Origin of the sequence: Halomonas sp. DP5N14-9 (genome assembly GCF_019802175.1) — a bacterium.
In the GTDB taxonomy this organism is placed as follows: Bacteria; Pseudomonadota; Gammaproteobacteria; order Pseudomonadales; family Halomonadaceae; genus Halomonas; species Halomonas litopenaei.
On sequence record NZ_JAHVHR010000029.1, the window covers coordinates 38,486 to 59,688 of the forward strand.

20 protein-coding genes are annotated in these 21,203 nt (G+C 65.9%); 6 read left to right on the forward strand and 14 right to left on the reverse strand.

The window, feature by feature from the left end; all coding sequences use genetic code 11:
- Positions 1 to 87: 87 nt before the first annotated feature.
- Genes KUW00_RS15000 through KUW00_RS15010 form a run of 3 tightly spaced genes read right to left on the reverse strand, consistent with a single transcriptional unit; the run spans position 88 to position 3,613 of the window.
- Positions 88 to 1,794 carry a 5-guanidino-2-oxopentanoate decarboxylase gene (locus KUW00_RS15000; protein WP_222569466.1) on the reverse strand — a complete coding sequence of 569 codons (1,707 nt, stop codon included), beginning with the start codon at positions 1,792 to 1,794 and terminating at the stop codon, positions 88 to 90.
- Positions 1,791 to 2,414 (reverse strand): HD domain-containing protein, encoded by a 624-nt coding sequence (locus tag KUW00_RS15005; RefSeq protein WP_222569611.1) that lies wholly within the window; start codon positions 2,412 to 2,414, stop codon positions 1,791 to 1,793. The genes KUW00_RS15000 and KUW00_RS15005 overlap by 4 nt, the downstream gene beginning before the upstream one ends.
- A 17-nt stretch (positions 2,415 to 2,431) precedes the next feature.
- Positions 2,432 to 3,613 carry a TauD/TfdA family dioxygenase gene (locus tag KUW00_RS15010; RefSeq protein WP_222569467.1) on the reverse strand — a complete coding sequence of 394 codons (1,182 nt, stop codon included), beginning with the start codon at positions 3,611 to 3,613 and terminating at the stop codon, positions 2,432 to 2,434.
- Positions 3,614 to 3,953: 340 nt separating this feature from the next.
- Between KUW00_RS15010 and KUW00_RS15015 the strand changes: the two genes are divergently transcribed.
- Entirely contained in the window at positions 3,954 to 5,006 is a 1,053-nt protein-coding gene (locus KUW00_RS15015; protein ID WP_231498689.1) for a GlxA family transcriptional regulator, read from the forward strand.
- Between the two features lie 20 nt (positions 5,007 to 5,026).
- Here KUW00_RS15015 and KUW00_RS15020 read toward each other — a convergent pair whose 3' ends face one another.
- Both KUW00_RS15020 and KUW00_RS15025 read right to left on the reverse strand, forming a co-directional pair.
- Positions 5,027 to 6,295, reverse strand: coding sequence for a TauD/TfdA family dioxygenase (locus KUW00_RS15020; RefSeq protein ID WP_222569469.1), 1,269 nt, complete (start codon positions 6,293 to 6,295; stop codon positions 5,027 to 5,029).
- A 295-nt stretch (positions 6,296 to 6,590) separates the two neighbouring features.
- On the reverse strand, positions 6,591 to 7,550 hold the full coding sequence (locus KUW00_RS15025) for a GlxA family transcriptional regulator (RefSeq protein ID WP_222569470.1): 960 nt from the start codon (positions 7,548 to 7,550) through the stop codon (positions 6,591 to 6,593).
- A 277-nt stretch (positions 7,551 to 7,827) separates the two neighbouring features.
- On the opposite strand from KUW00_RS15025, the gene KUW00_RS15030 reads away from it, so the two are divergent.
- Entirely contained in the window at positions 7,828 to 8,823 is a 996-nt protein-coding gene (locus KUW00_RS15030; RefSeq protein WP_045994548.1) for a GlxA family transcriptional regulator, read from the forward strand.
- 12 nt (positions 8,824 to 8,835) lie between these two features.
- Here KUW00_RS15030 and KUW00_RS15035 read toward each other — a convergent pair whose 3' ends face one another.
- Positions 8,836 to 9,510, reverse strand: coding sequence for a Fe2+-dependent dioxygenase (locus KUW00_RS15035; RefSeq protein ID WP_124804812.1), 675 nt, complete (start codon positions 9,508 to 9,510; stop codon positions 8,836 to 8,838).
- A 218-nt stretch (positions 9,511 to 9,728) separates the two neighbouring features.
- Between KUW00_RS15035 and KUW00_RS15040 the strand changes: the two genes are divergently transcribed.
- Complete coding sequence (locus KUW00_RS15040; protein WP_222569471.1) at positions 9,729 to 10,994, forward strand: hypothetical protein; 1,266 nt, start codon at positions 9,729 to 9,731, stop codon at positions 10,992 to 10,994.
- Positions 10,995 to 11,162: 168 nt separating this feature from the next.
- Here KUW00_RS15040 and KUW00_RS15045 read toward each other — a convergent pair whose 3' ends face one another.
- The 5 genes from KUW00_RS15045 to KUW00_RS15065 form a co-directional block, all read right to left on the reverse strand.
- Positions 11,163 to 12,554 (reverse strand): BCCT family transporter, encoded by a 1,392-nt coding sequence (locus tag KUW00_RS15045; protein ID WP_222569472.1) that lies wholly within the window; start codon positions 12,552 to 12,554, stop codon positions 11,163 to 11,165.
- A gap of 129 nt (positions 12,555 to 12,683) precedes the next feature.
- The gene (locus KUW00_RS15050) at positions 12,684 to 13,502 is read right to left on the reverse strand and encodes an alpha/beta hydrolase fold domain-containing protein (protein WP_222569473.1); all 819 of its coding nucleotides are present in this window, start codon (positions 13,500 to 13,502) and stop codon (positions 12,684 to 12,686) included.
- Between the two features lie 40 nt (positions 13,503 to 13,542).
- Positions 13,543 to 13,995, reverse strand: a complete 453-nt coding sequence (locus KUW00_RS15055; protein WP_222569474.1) for a thioesterase family protein — start codon at positions 13,993 to 13,995, stop codon at positions 13,543 to 13,545.
- The gene (locus tag KUW00_RS15060) at positions 13,995 to 14,948 is read right to left on the reverse strand and encodes an L-carnitine dehydrogenase (protein WP_213227967.1); all 954 of its coding nucleotides are present in this window, start codon (positions 14,946 to 14,948) and stop codon (positions 13,995 to 13,997) included. The genes KUW00_RS15055 and KUW00_RS15060 overlap by 1 nt, the downstream gene beginning before the upstream one ends.
- Positions 14,945 to 15,865 carry a 3-keto-5-aminohexanoate cleavage protein gene (locus KUW00_RS15065; protein WP_108133355.1) on the reverse strand — a complete coding sequence of 307 codons (921 nt, stop codon included), beginning with the start codon at positions 15,863 to 15,865 and terminating at the stop codon, positions 14,945 to 14,947. The genes KUW00_RS15060 and KUW00_RS15065 overlap by 4 nt, the downstream gene beginning before the upstream one ends.
- Before the next feature lie 234 nt (positions 15,866 to 16,099).
- Here KUW00_RS15065 and KUW00_RS15070 point away from each other — a divergent pair, with 234 nt between their 5' ends.
- Positions 16,100 to 16,675: a carboxymuconolactone decarboxylase family protein gene (locus KUW00_RS15070; RefSeq protein ID WP_222569475.1), complete on the forward strand. Its 576-nt coding sequence runs from the start codon at positions 16,100 to 16,102 to the stop codon at positions 16,673 to 16,675.
- Positions 16,676 to 17,017: 342 nt separating this feature from the next.
- Here the strand turns inward: KUW00_RS15070 and KUW00_RS15075 are convergent, their stop codons facing one another.
- On the reverse strand, positions 17,018 to 17,320 hold the full coding sequence (locus tag KUW00_RS15075) for a hypothetical protein (protein ID WP_222569476.1): 303 nt from the start codon (positions 17,318 to 17,320) through the stop codon (positions 17,018 to 17,020).
- Positions 17,321 to 17,404: 84 nt separating this feature from the next.
- Complete coding sequence (argF, locus tag KUW00_RS15080; RefSeq protein WP_045994793.1) at positions 17,405 to 18,325, reverse strand: ornithine carbamoyltransferase; 921 nt, start codon at positions 18,323 to 18,325, stop codon at positions 17,405 to 17,407.
- A 237-nt stretch (positions 18,326 to 18,562) separates the two neighbouring features.
- On the opposite strand from argF, the gene grxD reads away from it, so the two are divergent.
- A complete protein-coding gene (grxD, locus tag KUW00_RS15085; protein ID WP_045994792.1) occupies positions 18,563 to 18,913 on the forward strand; it encodes a Grx4 family monothiol glutaredoxin in 351 nt (116 codons plus the stop codon).
- A 172-nt stretch (positions 18,914 to 19,085) separates the two neighbouring features.
- On the opposite strand, the gene rnt is transcribed toward grxD, so the two are convergent.
- Positions 19,086 to 19,751, reverse strand: coding sequence for a ribonuclease T (gene rnt, locus KUW00_RS15090; RefSeq protein WP_045994791.1), 666 nt, complete (start codon positions 19,749 to 19,751; stop codon positions 19,086 to 19,088).
- Positions 19,752 to 19,958: 207 nt separating this feature from the next.
- Between rnt and KUW00_RS15095 the strand changes: the two genes are divergently transcribed.
- Complete coding sequence (locus tag KUW00_RS15095) at positions 19,959 to 21,176, forward strand: argininosuccinate synthase (protein WP_045994790.1); 1,218 nt, start codon at positions 19,959 to 19,961, stop codon at positions 21,174 to 21,176.
- Positions 21,177 to 21,203 lie beyond the last annotated feature (27 nt).

Below are 21,203 nucleotides of genomic sequence, written 5' to 3' on the forward strand. Positions count from 1 at the left end.
TCCTTCGTTATTTTATGGATGCATAACTGATGCATAAGTGATGCATGGTCGGGACGCTGTCGATCCGCTCGGCGCAGGCGTCCTGCCTCAGTGTTCGATCCTGCGACACCAGGCCAGGGCGTCGATCTCGACGATCAGCGGTGAGCCGGCATCATTCAGGCTTGAAAGCGCCGACGCCAGGTCGTCGGCGCTGGCGGCCTGGCGATAGCGGCAGTCGAAGGCCTGGGCGAGGGCGGCGAAGTCCGGGGGAGCCAGATCGACCCCCACGTGAGCCACACCGTCGGCGCTCATGTAACGGCGTATCTCGTCGTAGCCGTCGTTGTTCCAGATCAGGATCGCCAAGGGCCTGGCCAGGGCGGTGTCGGCGCAGGCCGCATCGCTCGAATCACGGTCGTTTGACCCCTGCTCGGTGCGAGCGCGGTCGGCCTCCAGGGCGATATCCCGGGCGGTGGCAAGCTCTCCCAGCACGAACTGCAGGCCGCCGTCGCCGACCAGCGCCACCACCGGCAGATCCGGTCGTGCCAGCCCCGCGCCCAGGGCCGCAGGCAGGCCGTAGCCCAGGGTGCCGAAGCCGGTGGCGGCGTTGAACCAGCGACGTGGCGCCGGGCGTCTGGCCACCACGTTGCCGGCGTACACCGGGCCGGTGGAGTCGCCGACGATGATCGCCTCGGGCAGTACCTCGTCGAGGGTGGCAAACAGCGGCCGATAGCGCGCGAGCTCCGGGTCATCGGCGAGGGCCAGCTCGTGGCGCACGCGCTCGCAGCGCTCGCGACCGACCTCTCGTTGCGGCCGGCCTTCATCTTCGCCGTATTCCAGTGCGACCAGCAGGGCCTCGGCGGTCAGCCCGATATCGGCCACCAGGGCCAGGTCGGCGATGTGACTGCGCGCCAGCTGCTCGGCGTCCAGATCGACCCGGATCAGGCTGCCCTCGAGCTTGAAACCGTCGTCGAACACCAGGTCGTAGTCGGTCTCGCCGAGTTCGGTGCCAAGGGCCAGGATGACGTCGGCCTGCCGGGCCAGTCGGCGTGTCGCCGGCAGGCTGGCGGTGGCGCCCAGGTCCAGCGGATGGTCGGCACCGAGCAGCCCGCGGGCATTGATGGTGGTCAGGGTGGGGGCGTCCAGGTGTTCGACCAGGGCGGTGACGCTGGTGGCGGCGGCGCAGGCGCCACCTCCCACCAGTACCAGTGGGCGCTGTGCCTCGCCCAGCAGTCGGCTGGCGGCCGCGAGGGCCTGGGGCGCTGGCGCCGGTGGAAAGACGCGCATCGCCGCAGGCATCGGTGCCTTGACCGGGGCGGCGAACAGATCGATGGGGATCTCGATATGCACCGGCCCCGGGCGTGCGCCCTGGAACACGGCGAAGGCGCGGGCCAGCACTTCGGGCAGCGCCTCGGGATCGAGCAGGGTATGGCTGAAGCGCGCCACCCCGGCCAGGGTCTGGCCCTGATGGGGCATCTCGTGGAGACGGCCCTGGCCGCGCCCAAGCGTCGACACGGTATTGACGCTGGAAATCACCAGCATCGGCACCGAATCGGCCAGCGCCTGGCCCATGGCGGTGGCGATATTGGTCATGCCCGGGCCCGTGATGATGAAGCAGGCGGCGGGACGCCCGCTGGCCCGGGCGTAGCCGTCGGCCATGAAACCGGCGCCCTGTTCGTGGCGTGGCGTGACATGGCGAAGTCGCGAATGCTCAAGGCCCCGGTACAGCTCGACGGTGTGCACGCCGGGAATGCCGAAGACGGTGTCGATTCCCTGGGCCTCGAGCAGCTCGATCAGGCGCTGGGCGCAGGTAGTCATCGGCAGGCCTCCCGGTCATTCGCCTGGGGCTCGGGGCTCGAGTCGCTGTCCTCCACCACGCTCGGCAGGCCACCGAAGGGTTCGCGGCCCATGACGTTTTCGATCATCGGCAGGAAGGCGTCCAGTGGCAGGGTGTCGTAGTCGGGGTCGAAGCTGGTCTGGTCCCAGTCGTCGCAGAAGCGCACCGTGCGGGCGTAGGCCGGGTGGTCGCGATAGGCCTCACGGGCGTGGCGATCCTGGCCGAAGAAGTGGCGGTAGTGGTAGCCCTGAAACAGCTCGTGGTGACGGATCATCCAGACATTGAGCGGGTCGACGAAAGGCTCGAGGATGGCGGCGGCGATCTCGGCGTGATTGGCCGGGGCCAGGTCGTCGCCGATGTCGTGGAGCAGGGCACAGACCACGGTCTCTTCATCGGCGCCGTCACGCAGCGCGCGGGTGGCGGTCTGCAGACAGTGCTCGTAGCGGTCCACCGGGTAGCCGTGGGTGTCGCCCTTGAGTCGCTCGAGATGGGCGAGCACACGACGGCAGGCGTCGCTCTGGTAGGCACGAAAGTGCCGGTCGATCAGGCGCCACTCTTCGGCGGTGCTCTGGTCAAAGCGCGCGAAGCGGGCCTGGGTCAGTGCGAGATCGCTGGTGCTCATGCGCTGGCCCCCTGGGTGGTTCGTGCGAGGTTGTCGGCGGTACCGGCTTCCGAGTCGTGTGCGGGCTTGAGCCGATCCTTCAGCAACAGGCGTCGACTGGCGGTGCTGTCACGGTCCACGTAGCCCTGGCGCAGGTGGCGTACGCCGCCTTCGAGCTGAAAGGCGGTACGCCCGTGCAGCAGGCGGTAGTTGTCCATGATCAGCATCTCGCCAGGGGACAGCTTGAGTTCGAGGGTAAGCTCGGACGAGCGAATCAGTTGGTAGAAGGCCTTGCGGGCGGCGTAGTAGCGGCGCAGCAGGGCGCTGTCCATCAGGTCGATACGCTCGGTGCGGTTGGAGTAGCGTACCCGCGTCACCTCGCCCCGGGCGTCTAGCTCGATCAGCGGACCTTCGCTCTCCAGACGGGTGGTCTCGTCGTGGTAGCGAAAGCGCGGGGTCACTTCGGTCAGGCAGGCGAAGGCGTCGGGATCCTGCTGACGCAGGCGTCGAGCGGCCTCGAAGCCGTCCACCAGGGTGCTGTCGCCACCATCGGCGGCGTTGGTCAGACAGTGCAGCCAGATGTAACCGGGGATCGGATCGCGATAGGGGTTGTCGGTGTGGGGCTCGAGGCCGCGCTGGGTCATGGTCAGGTCGTAGGCGTTGGCCACCGACTTGACGTCGGCGATGCCGCCCCAGTTGGTCCGGCGCAGCGGGCCGATACGGTCGATCAGCGGCTGCATGCCGTCTTCGCTGACCGGTACGTCCGTGACGCGCACGAAACCGAAGCGATGTAGCTGGTCGAGCAGATCGAGCAGCGCCGGATCGCTTTCCAGTGCTTGCTTGAAGCTGGCCTGCGGGGGTGTGGCGAGCGTCGAGTCCCAATACACCCGTGAGGCGTTGTCGTCCGAGCGCTGGCAGCGCACGGCATCCTCGAGCTCGTCGATCGTGATGCTGCCTCGATGGCCATCGGAGAAGGCCACGACCAGCCGCTCATCCTGGATTTCTGCCTGGGTGAGGATCAGATCCAGCGGTAGTTCGGCGGCCTCGATCAGACGCTGCCCGGTCTGGGGGTCCAGGGTTTCGGCATCGGGCAGGCGTTCGCGCAGCCACAAGGCATCAAGACGGTGATGCCCTTCACCAAGGGTCAGCGCCAGTTGGCGGCCGTCATCGGTCAGTTGCGGGGGCGTCTGCTGGGTCATCGTCGAGGCTCTCTCCGGATTCGATCGGTCTGGCGTTGTTAAAGGCTCACCAGGTCGAGGAAGGGCGGTTCGACACCTGGCGTCGCTGTCTGGGTTACAGGTTACTGTGCTATTTGGGATACAATTTGATCAAATTCGCCATAGCCTTGATAAAATTCGCCCCATGTCGGACGTTGATCACCACTTGCACAGTGACATAGACAGGCACGCCAACAGCCACGCCAACAGCCACGGCAACAGCCACGCCAACAGCCACGGCAACGGCCACGCCAAAAGCCAGGCAGACAGCGAGGCCCGCTGGCCCGACAGCCATCCCTATCCGCGCCCGGACTCGCCGCCGCTGTTGTCGCCCGACCAGGCCGAACACACCCTGGACGTGTGGCTGGTGCCCAAGTTTTCGATGCTGACGCTGTTCTGCCTGCTCGAGCCGCTCAGGGTGGCCAACCGTTTTGGTCGGGATCTGTTTGCCTGGCGCCTGCTGTCTGCCGATGGCGAGGCGGTGACGGCCAGCAATGGCGTACGCATCGATGTCGATGGACGTCTGTCCGAGGTTACCGAGGCCGACTGGTACCAGGGGCTGGCGTCCAAGGGGCGTCTGATGGTGGTGTCGTCCTATGAGCCGGAAGCCTGTATCGGTGTCGAGGATCTGGCGTTGCTCAAGCGACTGGCGGCCCATGGCGTCTGGCTTGGGGGGGTGGACACCGCACCCTTTATCCTGGCCAGGGCGGGCGTACTGGAGGGCTATCCGGTGGCGCTGCACTGGGAAAGCGTGCCGGCCTTTCGCGAGGAGTTCCCTGAGCTGATAGTGCGAGCGGACAGCTACGTCTGGGAAGGCGGACGTCTCACCGGCTCCGGCGGCGCCGCCAGCATCGACATGATGCTCGAGTGGATCGTGACCCTTTATGGTCCTTCGCTGGCCGAGGCGGTGGGGCGACAGATCGTGCATTCGCGGCCTGCGGAGGCGAGGGGAGCCGCAACAGCGCAGCAAGTAGCAGGGAGGGCTGGGGCCAGCACCGGCTGGGTAGCGGATCGGGCTTCGCCCAGGGAGCTGCCGCGTGGGGTGCTGCGCGCACTGGCGGTAATGGAGGCCAATCTCGCCCAGGCGCTGCCGATTCCCGACGTCTGTCGTCTGGCGGGCCTGTCCCAGCGCCAGTTGACCCGGCTATTCGTGCAGGAGTTCGGCGAGACGCCCAAGCAGTGCTATCTGAACATGCGGCTGGACCAGGCCCAGCGGATTCTGGCCGACAGTCGCATTGCGGTGACCGAGGCCGCGGTGGCGGTGGGCTTCAGCCACCTGGCGCACTTCTCCAGAGCCTACCGCAAGCGCTTTGGCGAGGCGCCGAGCGTGACCGCCCGGCGTGGGCTGCGGCCACCGGCGTCGGCGGAAGGCTAGCCGGTGGCCTTGCCTCGCTGCTAGGCCTGTCCGGCCTCGGCCAGTTCCCGCTCGCGGCGACGGCGCTGGACGATGCGATAGCGTGAGCGCACCTCGTCGCGCTCGAGGTAGCAGCCCTGCAGCCAGCGGTGGCCGGAGTCGCCTTCAAAGGCGTCACGAGCGTGCAGCAGGCGGCGATTGTCGAAGATCACCAGGTCGCCGGGGGCGTAGGTGAAGCGCAGGGCGAAACGGGGCTCGCGCAGGCGCTGCTGGAGCGCCATCAGTGCCCGGTAGGCCTCCTCGACCTGGTCGAAATCGGTCATCAGCGGGCCGCGCAGGAAGTCGGCGATGCGCACCTCGAGCAGTTGCTGCTGTTCATCGAGCACGATCATCGGCGAGTGCCAGACGTAGTCGGTGGTCTTGGCGGTATTGGCGTAGCGCCAGTGGACGCGAGTCAGGGTAGCGAAGGCCTCGGGGTCTTCCTCGCGCAGGGCCTCGGCCACCGCGAAACCGTCGAGCATTACCGCCTGGCCGCCGGCCACGCTGTTCTCGAGACAGTGCAGGAACTGAAGACCGGGATGGTACTCGCGGGTCGGCAGGTCCACGTGGGGCGGCAGGGCAATCGAGGTGTAGGCGTTGGAGTCCGGGTCCGGCTTGGCGCGAACGTTGAACAGGGTGCCGAAGTTGGTGGCCCGCAACGGCCCGAAGCGCTCGGCGATGTTCTCCAGGGTGCCGGGCTCGGTGGGCAGGCCGCGCAGCCGCACGAGGCCGTGGCGCAGCAGCGCGTCGAGCGCCGGGGCCAGGATCGTCTCTTCTTCGGGGCTGTCGGCCTGGGTCGTGGTCCAGCCGCCGGCGTCCAGGGTGACCGGTTCCTTGTCCTGGCCGCCGAGCCAGGTCTCGACCGGTACCAGCGGCGCCAGCGGATCCTCGGTGTTGTCGTAGTCGTGGGCTCTCAGCCAGCCGGGGTGAAAGCGCAGGCTGCGCTGTTCCGGCGTCATTAGCAGTTCGACGGCGCCGCTGGCGTCCAGCGTCGCTTGGGCAATTTCCGGCCAGGCGTCCAGGCTCGACAGATCGAGGATGCGCTCCCTTGTCGCCGGATTGATGGTGCTGTCGTCGGCGGCGTTTTCGCGCAGCCAGACGCTGTGATAGCGGCTGACACGGCCGTCCTGCCAGTTCACGGTCAGCACCCTTGGCGTCGAGGCAACGCTTGCGATGGGCACCTCGATCGGCCAGGCGTCATAGTCCGGGGTGCGCGGTAGATCGACCGACGCGGACTGCTGGTGTTCGCTGGTGTGCTGTGGCTGGTTCATCGGGACTCCGTCGAAGCTGGGACGGGCGCGTGGTGCGTCATGGATGGCAGCGCCCGCGCTGTGCGTCATGGATGGCAGCGCCGGCTGGCGCTCAAGTGGCACCAGCTTGCCTGTCAGGCAGCACCGAAGTCGTGCATAAAACGACAGGTATCGTGCAGAATCCGACATGCCAGGTATGCCAACTGGCCAGGGCGAACAGGGCAACAGACAGAAGGCCCGTGTCAAAGGAGGCGTCGTCTTGGCTCCCGGGGACTGGCGCCGTGGCGTGTAGTAGACAGAAGTTGGTGGGCCAGTGTTAAAGCAGGCGTCGTCTTAGCTCCCGGGGGCTGGCGCCGTGGTGCTGGCGAAAGGCGCGGGTGAAGCTCGAGGCGGAGGCGAAGCCGCTGGCCAGGGCGATGTCCATGACGCCGTGACGAGTGCTGGTCACCAGATGGTGGGCCAGCGCCAGGCGACGCTCCAGATACAGCCGGCTCGGGGTACGGGCCAGGTGATGCTGACAGTCGCGCTCGAGCTGACGCTCCGACAGGCCGATCTGGGCGGCCAGTTTGGCGATGGCCAAGGGGGACTCCAGGTGGCTGTCCATCAGGCCGATGACCCTGGTCAGGCGTTCGGGCAGCCGCTCGAATTCGCTGGCGTCACGTTGGCGGCTGGCCGGCAGGCGACGATGGTCGTGCACCAGTTGCTGCTTGACCCGACGGGTCAGGGCATCGCCGTGGCGGCGGCGGATGGTATCCAGCGCAAGGTCAATGGAGGCGCTGGCGCCGGCGCCGTAGAAGCCGACCGGGCCGACCTCGTAGAGCGACTCCACCGCTTCGATGTCGGGATGGCGACGTCGAAACTCGGGCAGGCTTTCCCAGTGCAGGGTCACGGTGTCCTCGATCAGCCCGGCATCGGCCAGGCAGAAGACACCGGTGTCCAGCGCCCCCAGACAGGCGCCCTGGTCCCGGCGCTGCGTCAGCCAGTCTTTGAGCGGCTGGTCCACCGCGGCCATCGGCTCGAAGCTTGCGCACACCGCCAGACTAGGGAGCCAGGGGGCATTGTCCAGGTCATGCTCGACGCTCAGGGGAATGCCGTTGCTGGCGGTGACCGGCTCGCCGTCGCGGCTGATCAGGTGCCAGCGAAACAGCGGCTGTCCGGCCAGACGATTGGCGATTCGCAAGGGGTCGATGGCCGAGAACAGCGCCACCATGGAGAAACGCGGCAGCAGCAGAAAGCCGATGGGTTCCGGGACAGGGCCCTGGTAGGTCAGACGCATGGTGGCCTCATGGATGGCGGGGGCGGGACGGCGCTGGCCGCGCCAGGATCGGTGGTTCGGGTATCGGCGCACCAGCGGCAGCGGATTCACGATCGGCCCGGTCCACACCGCGCTGCAAGGGTGCCACCCTCGTGCGCTGCCCTCAACTCAGGGCGCAGGCGAGACACGGCCAGCCAGGAGGCGCGGCCCCACTCTACTCAGCCTTTGGACGTTATCGTCGATATCCTCATGCTATGCTGCGCCGCAGTCACGGGCGTCGGTAAGGAGGCGGACAGCGATGGTAGAGCTCAGTGGTCAACGCCTGGAGGCGAGCGCCGGTGAAATCGAGCAGGCCGAACAGCGGCTGGGTTTTCTGCTGCTGCCGCAGTTCTCGATGATGGCGTTTTTCTCGGCGGTGGAGCCGCTGCGCATCGCCAACCGCATCGCCGGTCGCGCTCTTTATGACTGGACGCTGATCGGGCTGGGCGGAGGGCCGGTGACCGCCAGCAACGGCATGACCCTGCTGGTGGACCACCCCATGGAAGACGTCCGCAATCTGCCGTGGCTGGCGGTATGCAGCGGCTTCGATCCGGAATTGTGGATCGGCCACGGGCTCAGCGCCTGGCTCAACCGGCTCGACCAGGGTGGCTGCTGCATCGGCGCGCTGGACACCGGCGCGGTGGTGCTGGCGGAGGCCGGCTTGCTCAGGGGGCATACGGTGACCCTGCACTGGGAGACGCTGCCCACCTTCAACGAACGCTATCCCTCGATTCGCACCTGCGACGAGCTGTTCCTGCTGGAGGAGCGGCGCTTCTTCTGTGCCGGCGGCGCGGCGGCCATGGATATGACCCTGGAGATGATCGCCCGTCGCCACGGTATGGCGCTGGCGGTGGACGTGTCCGAACAATTGATTCACGACCGCCTGCGCTCGCGCACCGACCAGCAGCGAATGAGCCTGGTCAGGCGTCTTGGCACCCACCAGCCGCGGCTGGTCGATGCGGTAGCGCTGATGGAGTCGCACCTGGAAACGCCCCTGCCGTTGGCCGAGATCGCACGCCGCAGCCGCGTGTCGAGTCGCCAGCTACAGCGCTTGTTTGCCGATGTGCTGGGCACCTCTCCCAGTGCCTACTACCTGTCGCTGCGCCTCAAACGTGCCGCCCAATTGCTCAAGGATACCGACCTCGATGTGCTGGCGATCGGGCTCAGCTGTGGATTCGGCTCGGCGTCGAGTTTCAGTCGCGCCTTCCGCAGGGCGTTCGGAACGGCGCCGCAGGCCTTTCGACACCACGGCTGACCGGCACTCAAGTCAGATCTCGGCCCACATCCGCAGCAGATTGGCCAGGCTCTTGGAGATGCTGTCGAACTCGGCGGTCTTGCCGTCGCGCTCGAAGATCTGGCGGCGAGTGGTGTCGAGGTCGAACAGCACTTCACGCTGTTCAGGCTGGCGTACCTGGCTCTGCAGCCAGCCCACCGCGGCCAGTCGCTGCCCCTGGGTGACCGGGTCGACGCGATGCAGCGTCGAGGACGGGTACAGGATCATCGAACCCGCCGGCAGCTTGAAGCGCTGTTCGCCCTGGGTGGTCTCGGTGACCAGCTCTCCGCCCTCGTAGCTGTCCGGATCCCCAAGGAAGATGGTGAAGGACAGGTCGGTGCGCATCGGCCCCTGGGGGGTGGGCATCACCGCGTCGTCGACGTGATTGCCGTAGGTCATGCCTTGCTGGTAGCGACTGAACATGACCGGCTTCATTCGGCGCGGGCGCGCGGCGATCTGGAACAGGGTGTGTGCGGACAGGGTCTGCATGACCTCGTCACGCAGGGCGGCGATGGCGGGCTCCTGGCTGCTCGCCTGCTGGTTGCGCTTGACCGTGCGCGCATGCCAGCCGGCGGTCTCCCGTCCGTCACGAAAGTCGCTGGCGTCCAGTGTCTGGCGAATACGCTGGAGCTGGTCGTCGGTCAGCACCTTGTCGATACACAGAATCATCGGAGGCTCCCGCAAATGGCCGTCAGTATACCCGACTGTTAATCGTTTGCATTACACTTCGTGACACGCCAGTCTAGTGGGCAGGCACCTGATGGTTTGACTGGCGCAGACATTGCCAGATCGGACATGGGTTTGCGGCAAGTGGACCCTGGTTCCATCGAGCGCGAGCCCTGAACAAGAAATTGGCCCCAAGTAGACGTAGAAGGAAGGAGCACCCCATGACGCAAGAGACTCGTACCAAGCTGTGGATTGGCGTTGGCGCCAGCATCCTGCTCGGATCCAGCGCCGCCTGGGCCGACCATCACGGCGATGGCGACGATATGCATAAGGACGACGCTGCCTACGAACAGAGCCACGGCGGTGAAGGTGGCGAAGGTGGTGAAGCCGGCCACGGCGGTGAAGGCGGCGAAGGCGGCGAGCACGGCCACGGTGGTGAAGGTGGCGAAGGTGGTGAAGCCGGCCACGGTGGTGAAGGTGGCGAAGGTGGCGAGAAGGGCCACGGCGGCGAAGGCGGTGAAGGTGGCGAGAAGGGCCACGGCGGTGAAGGTGGTGAAGGTGGTGAAGCCGGCCACGGCGGCGAAGGCGGTGAAGGTGGCGAGAAGGGCCACGGCGGCGAAGGCGGTGAAGGTGGCGAGCACGGCCACGGCGGCGAAGGCGGCGAAGGCGGTGAAAGTGCCTCCCTCGCCAGCGATCCCTATGCGGTCTTTGCCTATCTGACGGCGTCTTCCGGTGGTGAAGGTGGTGAAGGTGGCGAAGGTGGCGAAGGTGGCGAAGGCGGTGAAGGCGGTGAAGGCGGTGAAGGCGGTGAAGGCGGTGAAGGTGGCGAAGGCGGCGAAGGTGGCCACGTCGACGCGGCCAACCCTGGCGTCTACACCACTGAGCTCGCGCTGATGCTCGGCCACCTTGAGGTCGCCAAGGAGCTCTACACCGAGGGGGCCAAGACCGCGTCCTACCCCCACTTTGGTCATCCCTACCACGAGGTGTACCCCGGCATCGCGCCTGCGCTGGAAAGCCGTGGCATTGACGCTTTCGATACTGAGCTGGAAGCCTTCTCCGGCAAGGTGCAGCAGGGCGGTGACTGGAGCGAGGTCGAACAGGATTACGCATCGCTTCGCGAGACCATCCTCTCGGCCATGGCCGACGTCGACGATGGCCTCGAGCAGGATGCGGGCTTTCAGGCCAAGGTCCAGCTGGCGCTGTTGAAGACCGCGCTGCACGAGTACGAAGAAGCCGTGGATGACGGCGAGTTCAAGAACGTGGTCGAGTATCAGGACGGTCGTGGCTTTGTGCTGACCGCCCGGGAGTCGCTGGAGCGCCACGCCGACATGTTCCGTCAGGCGGGTGCCTACGATGCCCTGGTCGAGGGCTACGACGGGCTGCTCGAGGCCTGGCCGACGGCCAAGGCGCCGGAGTCTCCGGTGATGACGGTAGGCGAGCTGTCGGCGGCGATGTTCCCGCTGGAGGCCGAATTGGGCAAGTTCTGATGGAACTGCCCTTGAGCTAGCATCCCAGAGCTAGCGTGAAGGGGCCGGCGTCTGCCGACGCTGGCCCCTGGACGTAAGTCCGCCAACCACACCTGGTCATGACGCAGACAGGGCCTGTTTACAGGCCCTGTCTGCGTTGGTCGTTGGGGTGGCACTCGACAATGCGGCTCAGGAGTCCTGGCCCTGCCTGTCGCTCAGATCATCGTGTCTGCCTCGGATGCGCACCAGGAAGGCGGCGACCAGGGCGAAGATTCCGAAGGCGACAGGCACGGCAGCGACCGAGATCAGGGTCAGAATGACCTTGAAGATGTCGCCTTCCAGCCAGTTGATCACCACCGCCAGGGCGGCCATGGCAACGATCCAGAAGGCTCGTGAGCGGCGCACCGTCAGCATCTCGCAGACCAGTCCCGCCGAGTCGGCGCTGGTGACGAAGAACAGCAGGATGTTGAGCGCCAGGACGGCCGACAGCACGCCATGGCTGTCGAGGGTCGCCATCAGGGCGAAGACGTCCTCGGAGCCGGTCTCGAGTCCGCCGAGGCCGAAGGTGGTAAACCACAGGCAGGAGAACAGACTCGGCACCAGCATCACCCCCAGTACCAGCTGGCGCAAGGTGCGGCCCTTCGAGATACGCGCGATGAATACGCCGGTGAACACAAACCAGCCGTACCAGGCGGCTTCGAAGGCGTACAGCCAATCCGCCAGCCAGGCCTTGTGCTCGGGATCGCCGAGGCCGATATCGGTCACCATCGCCGGGTACTTCACCAGGTATTCCGGCAACAGTCGGGTGAAGGTGCCGAGGATGTCCAGCGGTGAGGTCAGCACGAAGACGCTGACCATCAGAAACAGGGCGAACAGCGTGTTGTAGTTGCTCAGCCACTTGATGCCACGCTGGAGCCCCGAGGCGCTGGAGGCGATCGCGAACAGCGACAGCACCAGTATGATCAGGGTGGGGCTGGCGTCGATGCCGAAGAACTGCTCGAGGCTCTGTTTGAGCGGATCGGTGGCGTAGGAGAAGGTCAGCGACAGGCCGATGACGGTAGACACCACCAGGCTGACCAGGTTGAGCTTGCTGAGAAAGCCGCCACCAAGCAGCGTCTCGGCGGGCTTGTCGATGTTCAGGTTGTACATGGCGTGAGCGAAGATCACGCCGATCGCCAGATAGCCGGCCCAGGCCAGCAGGCCCCAGTGGTTGAAGGCGTACAGCAGGGCCTGGTCGGTGCTGTGGCCGGCATCGACGTGGTAGCGCGGTTCCAGCACGCCCCAGGTCACCAGGCCGATGCCCATGCCGGTGGCGAACAGCATGCCGAGCCAGGCCAGGGTGGAGAATTCGGGATCTCCCTGGCCGAACCGGAGCCGCCCCAGGGGGGTGAACATCAGCACGGTAAAGACGATGGAGGCGGCGAAGGCCGGGTAGGTGAAGATGAAACCGAAGTTGCCGATGACGTTGACCTTGATGGCGTCAAGCAGCGTCTGGAAGGGGCCTGGGGCGAGGGCGGCAAAGGAGATCAGGGCGATGACGGTGGCCACGGTGGCGACCGAAGTGGTGATGTTCTGGTTCATTGGCGTCTCGTTGTCGTTTTGGAGGGGCGGGCGGTCGGCGGTGTCCTCGGTTGGGCAGGGTAAAGGCGACGAAAATGTGCCGGTTAGTCGATTCAAGCACTTGAAAAACAGGCGTTTATAGAAAAGACTCTAGTCAAGATGTGCGGCAAGCGCACGGCAGAATGCTCGCCAGGCAGCCTCCATGGCAGGCAGTGACGAGCGCGCGTGCAGGGCGCCGTGCAACATGCCCTCGGCCATATGCACACCGATCTGGTGGTGGCAGCGGCGCCATTCATCCAGTGTTGCCAGCAAGGGGGGCGTCAGCGGGTCATGCTCCACGGCCAGGCACTCGATGGCCCGGCCGGCGGGCAGGTCGTCGCCGATCCGGCGAGCCTGTTCGGCGATCATTGACCAGGCTGCCAACACGTCCTGACGGCTGAGCAGCGGCGCGTCCGGTCCGAGGCTTGTGTCGCTTGGCGTGCCGAGCAGCGGGTAGACCAGGCCCAGGGGGCTGTCGTCGGCAGCACGCCTGGCGGCGTCCAGCACCAGCCGGGCACCGGCGCTGTCGCCGACCAGGGCAACCGGCGCAAGCCGCTGACGGACCACCTCGACGTCGTTGAGCAGCGCGAGATAGCACGCCTCGGGCATCAGCCGGTAGTTCAGGCTGACGACCTCTCGCCCGAGGGCCTGGGCAAGACCGGCGGCGACACCTTGGTGGCTCTCTACCGAACCGATGGTGAAGCCGCCACCGTGGGCGTAGAGCACCACGCCTTCGGCGCCGAGGTGCGGCCGATAGCGGCGCACGCCGACGCCGTCGATGACCTCGTCGGTAACTGCGATCGTGGCCGGTACGGGGCCGGCGAAGCTGGCGCAGAGCTCGTCGTAGTGGCGCCTCGCCTGGTTCATCGGCATCGTCGCCATGGCGTCGAGCCCGGCCTGGAAACGTTCGGCGAAGTCATCGATGGTCATGGTCTGGTGTTCCCTGGCCGAATCTGCGCTGATGGCGCCGTCAGCGTCGGACGATGCCGATACGCCGCCCGAGTCCCTCGGGAGCGGGCGATGAGATGGCCGGTAGCGCAGCGATGGCGGTGTCCACCGCCTCGGGGAAAGGTCCCGGGCGCCCGCTGTCGAGGTCGATGCCCATCAACATCTGTTCGCTGGTGGCCAGCAGCTCTTCGCCGCTGTACAGCTCGAACCACAGATGCAGGCGCTTGGCGTCACGATCGACCAGCGCGACCTCGACCTGAAGGGGCTGCCCCTGGTGGGCCTCGCGCAGGTAGCGCAGATGGGTCTCCAGGGTGTAGAGGGTGTAGCCGTGCCGGTGGCGCCCGGCCTCGTCGAGGCCGATGCGCTCCATCAGGGTGTCGACCGCCAGGGAAAACACCCTGGCGTACTCGGCGTCGTTCATATGGCCGTTGTAGTCGACCCAGTCAGGCTTGACGTCGGTGTCGAGCAGCGCCATCAGATGCGCCCCTCGAGGCCTTCCGCCTCCGGCCAGTACTTCTGGACCAGCCCGAGCAGCTCGACCAGAAAGTCGTCACGACGGCGATCCAGCTCGGACACGCTGCGACCCGCGGCCTGGTGCTCGCAGCCCTCGACCACCCGATCGATCAGCTCGTCGGTCAGCTCCGGGGCCTCGAGCTTGGTCCAGGGCAGCTTCAGGGCGGGGCCGAACTGTTCCAGCATGTGGCGCATGCCCTGATCGCCGCCGGCCAGATGGAAGGTCAGGAAGGTGCCCATCAGTGACCAGCGCAGGCCGCAGCCGTAGACCACGGCGGCGTCGATCTCTTCGGTGGTGGCGACACCGTCGTTGACCAGGTGCAGGGACTCCCGCCACAGCGCCTCCATCAGGCGATCGGCGATATGCCCTTCGATCTCGCGACGCACCACCAGCGGGCGCATGTCGAGTGCCTGGTACAGCGCCTGGGCACGCTCGGTGTGCTCGGCCTGGGTGGCCTCGCCGCCGACCAGCTCGACCAGCGGCAGCAGATACACCGGGTTGAAGGGGTGGGCGACGATGACCCGGCCGGGCGCGTGCTGACAGCCCTGTTGCAGGTCGCTGGGCTTGAAGCCCGAGGTCGAGGAGCCGATCAGCACCTCAGGCGGCGCCGCGGCGTCGATCTGGGCCAGGATGCTGCGCTTGAGCTCGAGGCGCTCGGGCACGTTTTCCTGGATCAGGTCGGCGCCGTCCACCGCGGCTTCCAGCGACGTCGCAAAGCGCAGGTTGTCGGGGCTTGCGCCCTCGGCCAGGCCGCGTTTTTCCAGTGACGGCCAGGCATTGTCGACGAAGGCACGGGTGCGTGCCTCGGCCTTGGGGTCGGGGTCAAAGGCGGCAACACGCCAGCCGTTGGCCAGGGCTCGAGCGATCCAGCCGTTGCCGATGACGCCGGTACCGATGACGGATAGCTGTTTCATGCATCACCTCCAGCGCTGTCGCCGGCGATCTGACCGGTGGATGGGTCGCGCAGCTTGAGGAACTTGCGGGTTTCGGCCGGGGTCATCACGTTGGCGCCAAGGTGGTTGATCATCCGACCGGCTTTCTCGACCAGCTGGGCGTTGGAGGCCAGTACTCCCTTTTCCAGGTAGAGGTTGTCCTCGAGGCCGACGCGGGCGTGGCCGCCGAGCAGTACCGCTTGGGCGGCCATGGGCATCTGGTGGCGACCGATGCCGAAGGCCGCCCAGTTGGCGTTGGTCGGCAGCTTGTTGCGCATGGCCAGCATGGTCTCGGTGTCGGCCTCGGCGCCCCAGGGGATGCCCAGGCACAGCTGGTAGAGCGGGTCACCGTCGATCAGGCCTTCGGCCTGGAGCTGGCGGGCGAACCATACATGGCCCAGGTCGAAGCACTCGAGCTCAGGCTTGACCCCGGCGGCCTGCACCAGGCGGGCGTGTTCACGCAGCCAGTCGGCGGAGTTGACGTAGATCATGTCGCCAAAGTTGAGGCTGCCGCAGTCCAGGGTGCACAGCTCAGGCAGCAGCTCGCCCACCGGCTCATGGCGCTGGGCCGGGGTCTGGATGTCGGTGCCGGGGCCGCCACGGGTCGGATCCTGGCTGTCCGGAATCCAGTCCCCTCCACCGCCGGCGGTGATGTTCATGACGATGTCGGTGTCGGCCTCGCGCACCCGCTCCATCACCTCGCGGAAGTGATCCAGCGAGTGGCTGACGCCACCGGTCTCGGGGTCGCGCACGTGGATGTGGGCGATGCTGGCGCCGGCCTTGGCGGCCTCGATGCAGTCGTTGGCGATCTGCTCGGGGGTGACCGGAACCTTGTCGCTCTTGGCGGTGGTGTCGCCGGCGCCGGTCACGGCGCAGGTCAGAATGACGTTGCGGTTCATGATGCTCTCCTCGTCGTGAATGGGCGCAGTGTGGCGAAGATGACGGCCTGTCACTTGGCACCAACCGTCGTTTTGTTGACGTCATGCGACATCCTTGGTGTCGCTGCCAATCTGTGCCAGAACAGGCGTGATGAGGAGGGTAGGGAGAGTGCGAGGAAAGGATTCGGCAACGAGCGCCACCAAGTAGCACGTTCATCGACGTATCCCTTCACCTCTGTATTGGAATAGAGACCCATGACCGACTTTACTCAGCACGATCTGTCCAGCGCCCCCGAAAAAAGCCGCCCCCTGCTCGAGAAGGCGCAGAAGGAGATGGGCATGATCCCGGCCCTGTATAGCGTGATGGCCGAAGCGCCGGGCGTGCTGGAGGCCTACCAGCGACTGCATGAGCTGTTTCTCGCCTCGAGTTTCGATGCCGCCGAGAAGACGGTGGTTTGGCAGGCGATCAACGTCGAGCATGATTGCGAGTACTGTGTGGCCGTGCACACGGCGGTGGCCGGCATGATGAAGGTGGACCCCGCCATCACCCAGGCGCTGCGCGACCAGCAGCCGCTGGAAGACGCTCGTCTGGAACTGCTGCGCCAGACCACGCTGGCCATCGTGCGTGATCGCGGACGTCCGGATCCGGCCGTGGTGGAGCACTTCCTCGAGGCAGGCTTCACCCGCCAGCAGCTGCTGGACATCGTGCTGGGGGTGAGCCAGAAGATTCTGTCGAACTACGTGAATCACCTGGCGGACACGCCCATCGACGACGCCTTCAAGCGCCACGCCTGGACGAAGGGGGTTGCAGGTACCGACGCGGCGGCCTGATCGAGGGGGCCTGATCGAGGGGGCCTGATCGAGGGGGCCTTCACCGGCGACGCAGTGGCGGGCAGCCAAGCGGCAGACTGCTGTTTGCATAGGCCGTAGGTAACAACGACCGCCGCTGGAAAAGGCCAGGGGTCACAACGGATATTGGCAAGAGCCGCTAATGGTAAAAACGAATAGTGGCAAGAGCCGATACGCCCAAGAGCCGATAGCAGAAGCACCAAGGGCGCCCGCTGGGCGCCCTTGGCATATCTGGCTGGTGTCAGAGACCGACGGGCTATTTACCGCCTGGCTGTTGATGGCTGGCGACACCCAGACAGCAGCGTCGGTCGCTCGCTTTAGACCTCAGGCGCTGGCGTGAAGGTCGGCGGCGCCGACACCATAGAGATCAAAGGCCAGTTCACGTCCGGTGGTGGTGAGCACCAGCCGCCCCTGGCTATTGTGGGCCACCAGCTCCTGGCGCAATAGGCGGCGCAGACGCGAGGCCTGGGACCGTGAGCGGGTCAGAGAATCGAGCCGCTCGGCGCTGAGCCCGCGACTGGGCTGGGTGATCGCCTCCAGCACCTCGCCATCGCGGTAGAGATCCTCGATGAAGGCGGTGAGGTCGATGCGCTGGGCGGTGTCGTTGTGATCAGCGGTGAGGGCCATGGTCCCATCCCGAATAAGAAGATGGGACCAGTATACGACAATCGTCGAATTAGACCAAAGTCTATAAGTGCGTCGACCAGGATCTCAGCCGTTGACCTGACCCAGCATCAAGAACTCCAGCAGCGCCTTCTGGGCGTGCAGGCGGTTGCCGGCTTCCTGCCAGACGACCGCGCGGGGATCGTCGAGCAGGGTCTCGCTGATCTCCTCACCGCGGTGGGCCGGCAGGCAATGCAGGAACAGCACGTCCTTGGCGGCGGCGTCGAGCATCGCTTCTGTGACCTGGAAACCGGCAAAGTCCGCCTCGCGACGAGCCTGCTCTTCCTCTTGGCCCATGGAGGCCCAGACGTCGGTGGTGACGAGGTCGGCGCCGGCCACGGCGGTCATCGGGTCGCGCTCGATCACCACCCGATCACCGGCGGCGGCCAGGATATCCTCGCGGGGGTCGTAGCCCTCGGGGCAGCAGATACGCAGCTTGAAGTCGAACTGGCGCGCGGCGTTGATCCAGGAGTGGCACATGTTGTTGCCGTCGCCGATCCACACCGCGGTGCGGCCCTTGACGCTGCCGCGCAGCTCGGTCCAGGTCATGACATCGGCCAGCAGCTGGCACGGATGGTAGTCGTCGGTCAGGGCGTTGATCACCGGTACGTCACTGGCGGCGGCGAATTCCTCGAGACCCTGGTGGGAAAAGGTGCGGATCATCACCGCATCGACCATCTCCGAGAGCACCCGCGCGGTGTCACCGATGGGCTCGCCGCGCCCCAGCTGGGTGTCGCGCGGTGACAGAAACAGGGCGTGCCCGCCAAACTGCGCCATGGCGGTCTCGAAGGACACCCGGGTACGGGTCGAGGATTTCTCGAAGATCATCGCCAGGGTGCGGTTGGTAAACGGCGTGTAGGTGGGGCCGTGGGCCTTGAGGCCGTTCTTGATGGTGATGGCGCGCTGGATGAGGTAGCGCAGTTCATCCTGGCTCAGGTCCAGTAGGGTCAGGAAGTGGCGGGTGGCCATGGCATCTCTCCAACGAGGTAAAAAACGACCATCCTAGCCAGCCCCGAGGGGATGCGCAACGCGCCGCCGGGCCGTACAATGCGGCCATGCAAAGGCCGAGTGTGGCCATCGGGTATTGCCTCCTGCGAGGTAGTCCGCCGGGGCCGCATTGAAAATGGGGCGGGATGCCCCCATTGTCCCGGTCTGCGTCACTTAGCAAGGGCGAGCAAGCCAAGCCCGTTTCAACGAGGAGCCGTGATGAGTACCACCGTCGAGAATATTCAGCGCCAGATCAGCGAAAATCCCATCCTGATCTACATGAAGGGGTCTCCGCAGCTGCCGCAGTGCGGCTTCTCCGCCCAGACCGTGCAGGCGCTGATGGCCTGTGGCGAGCGCTTTGCCTTCGTCAACGTGCTGGACAACCCCGACATCCGCGCGGAGCTGCCCAAGGTGGCCAACTGGCCGACCTTCCCGCAGCTGTGGGTGGAAGGCGAGCTGGTCGGCGGCTGCGACATCGTCGTCGAGATGCACAACAACGGCGAACTCGAGCCGCTGGTCAAGCAGGCCGCCGAGCGTGCCCGCCAGAACGAGGAAGGCGCTGCCGACTAAAGAGCGCTGTTGGTGGCCCTGCGCCCGCCAGGCCAACGCCTCTCCATAAATCGTTGTCCGGCGGGACCACGTCGACCGGCTGCCGCGAAAGCTTCGCAACTACGATAAAGGCCCCGATGGTCATCGACCATCGGGGCCTTTATCGTCTTGAGACTTTAGCGACCGAAGGGGATCAATCCTCTTCCATGCCCTGTTCCTGCTGGGCCAGCCGCCATCCTCCCAGGTCCTTGTAGCGATTGACCATGGCGCAGAACAGCTCGGCGGTGCGCTCGGTGTCGTAGCGGGCCGAGTGCGCGGCGTTGTTGTCGAACTCGATGCCGGCGGCGCGACAGGCTCGGGCGAGCACGGTCTGGCCGTAGACCAGGCCGGCAAGCGAGGCGGTGTCGAAGCTCGAGAAGGGGTGGAAGGGGTTGCGCTTGATCTCGCAGCGATTGACCGCGGCGTTGAGAAAGCCGTGGTCGAAGGCGGCGTTATGACCCACCAGGATGGCTCTGGTACAGCCGTGGGCCTTGATCGCCTTGCGCACCGGTCGAAATATCTCGCCAAGCGCCTCGGACTCGCTGACCGCCACCTGCTTGCGCAGCGGGTCATCGAGGCGGATGCCGGTGAAATCCAGCGCTGCCTGCTCCACATTGGCACCGGCAAAGGGTTCGATGTGGTAGGCGAAGGTGGCGTCGGGCAACAGGTTGCCCTCCGGGTCCATGGTCAGGGTGACGGCGGCGATCTCCAGCAGGGCGTCGGATTCCGGGTTGAAGCCGCCGGTCTCGATATCCACCACCACCGGCAGAAAACTGCGAAAACGTTGCGCCATGAGTTCGCGGGCGATCAGCTCGCTCATGCACCTCTCCTTAGTCGGGCCGTGTGGGGTCAGGGGGCCTGCTGTTGGCAGGCCGAAACGGCGAAAGTCTAGCAGTTTGGGGCAGCGGCGTCCCGTGGCCGGTATTCGGCACCCCAGATGCACGCTATAATCGGCGCTCTTCGGGCGTTATTCGCGCCGCGAATGCGTTGGTCACACCATGGTTGGTTACAAGAAGGAGCCCCTAGCATGTCCGATGTAAAGAAGGTCGTGCTCGCCTATTCCGGCGGACTGGACACATCCGTCATCGTCAAGTGGTTGCAGGAAACGTACGACTGCGAGGTGGTGACCTTCACCGCTGACATCGGTCAGGGCGAGGAAGTCGAGCCTGCCCGTGCCAAGGCCGAGGCCCTCGGCGTCAAGGAAATCTACATCGAGGACCTGCGCGAAGAATTCGTGCGCGACTACGTGTATCCGATGTTCCGCGCCAACACCATCTACGAGGGCGAGTACCTGCTGGGCACCTCCATCGCCCGTCCGCTGATCGCCCGCCGCCTGATCGAGATCGCCAACCAGACCGGTGCCGACGCGATTTCTCACGGCGCCACCGGCAAGGGCAACGATCAGGTGCGTTTCGAGCTTGGCGGCTATGCGCTCAAGCCCGGCGTCAAGGTGATCGCCCCGTGGCGCGAGTGGGATCTCAACTCCCGCGAGAAGCTGATGGCCTACTGCCAGCAGCACGATATTCCGGTGGACTTCAGCAAGAAGAAGAAGTCGCCGTACTCCATGGACGCCAACCTGCTGCATATCTCCTACGAGGGCGGCATCCTCGAGGATCCCTGGGCCGAGGCCGAGGAAGACATGTGGCGCTGGAGCGTGTCGCCGGAGGCCGCTCCCGATACCCCGACCTACGTCGAGCTGACCTTCGACAAGGGTGACATCGTGGCCATCGACGGCGAGCCGATGAAGCCCCACGAAGTACTCGAGAAGCTCAACAAGCTGGGTGGCGACAATGGTATCGGCCGTCTCGACATCGTCGAGAACCGCTACGTCGGCATGAAGTCCCGCGGCTGCTACGAGACACCCGGGGGCACCATCATGCTGCGTGCCCACCGCGCCATCGAGTCGCTGACACTCGACCGCGAAGAGGCTCACCTGAAAGACGAACTGATGCCGAAGTACGCCGAGGTCATCTACAACGGCTACTGGTGGAGCCCCGAGCGTCGCATGCTGCAGGCGGCCATCGACGAGACCCAGAAGAACGTCTCCGGTGTGGTGCGCATGAAGCTCTACAAGGGCAACGCCATCGTCGCCGGTCGCCGCTCCGACGAGTCGCTGTTCGACGAGTCCATCGCCACCTTCGAGGATGACCAGGGCGCCTACGATCAGAAGGACGCCGAAGGCTTCATCAAGCTCAACGCCCTGCGTCTGCGCATCGCTGCCGGCAAGGGTCGTCGTCAGGACTGAGTGGTAACGTCGCGCGACAGGCCAAAG

What these genes read in the sequence shown, in the direction of transcription:
- KUW00_RS15000 (WP_222569466.1), bottom strand. Translation starts at nt 1,794, where the DNA reads ATGACTACCTGCGCCCAGCGCCTGATCGAGCTGCTCGAGGCCCAGGGA.
- KUW00_RS15010 (WP_222569467.1), bottom strand. Translation starts at nt 3,613, where the DNA reads ATGACCCAGCAGACGCCCCCGCAACTGACCGATGACGGCCGCCAACTG.
- KUW00_RS15020 (WP_222569469.1), bottom strand. Translation starts at nt 6,295, where the DNA reads ATGAACCAGCCACAGCACACCAGCGAACACCAGCAGTCCGCGTCGGTC.
- KUW00_RS15025 (WP_222569470.1), bottom strand. Translation starts at nt 7,550, where the DNA reads ATGCGTCTGACCTACCAGGGCCCTGTCCCGGAACCCATCGGCTTTCTG.
- KUW00_RS15030 (WP_045994548.1), top strand. Translation starts at nt 7,828, where the DNA reads ATGGTAGAGCTCAGTGGTCAACGCCTGGAGGCGAGCGCCGGTGAAATC.
- KUW00_RS15035 (WP_124804812.1), bottom strand. Translation starts at nt 9,510, where the DNA reads ATGATTCTGTGTATCGACAAGGTGCTGACCGACGACCAGCTCCAGCGT.
- KUW00_RS15040 (WP_222569471.1), top strand. Translation starts at nt 9,729, where the DNA reads ATGACGCAAGAGACTCGTACCAAGCTGTGGATTGGCGTTGGCGCCAGC.
- KUW00_RS15045 (WP_222569472.1), bottom strand. Translation starts at nt 12,554, where the DNA reads ATGAACCAGAACATCACCACTTCGGTCGCCACCGTGGCCACCGTCATC.
- KUW00_RS15050 (WP_222569473.1), bottom strand. Translation starts at nt 13,502, where the DNA reads ATGACCATCGATGACTTCGCCGAACGTTTCCAGGCCGGGCTCGACGCC.
- KUW00_RS15055 (WP_222569474.1), bottom strand. Translation starts at nt 13,995, where the DNA reads ATGGCGCTGCTCGACACCGACGTCAAGCCTGACTGGGTCGACTACAAC.
- KUW00_RS15060 (WP_213227967.1), bottom strand. Translation starts at nt 14,948, where the DNA reads ATGAAACAGCTATCCGTCATCGGTACCGGCGTCATCGGCAACGGCTGG.
- KUW00_RS15065 (WP_108133355.1), bottom strand. Translation starts at nt 15,865, where the DNA reads ATGAACCGCAACGTCATTCTGACCTGCGCCGTGACCGGCGCCGGCGAC.
- KUW00_RS15070 (WP_222569475.1), top strand. Translation starts at nt 16,100, where the DNA reads ATGACCGACTTTACTCAGCACGATCTGTCCAGCGCCCCCGAAAAAAGC.
- KUW00_RS15075 (WP_222569476.1), bottom strand. Translation starts at nt 17,320, where the DNA reads ATGGCCCTCACCGCTGATCACAACGACACCGCCCAGCGCATCGACCTC.
- argF (WP_045994793.1), bottom strand. Translation starts at nt 18,325, where the DNA reads ATGGCCACCCGCCACTTCCTGACCCTACTGGACCTGAGCCAGGATGAA.
- grxD (WP_045994792.1), top strand. Translation starts at nt 18,563, where the DNA reads ATGAGTACCACCGTCGAGAATATTCAGCGCCAGATCAGCGAAAATCCC.
- rnt (WP_045994791.1), bottom strand. Translation starts at nt 19,751, where the DNA reads ATGAGCGAGCTGATCGCCCGCGAACTCATGGCGCAACGTTTTCGCAGT.
- KUW00_RS15095 (WP_045994790.1), top strand. Translation starts at nt 19,959, where the DNA reads ATGTCCGATGTAAAGAAGGTCGTGCTCGCCTATTCCGGCGGACTGGAC.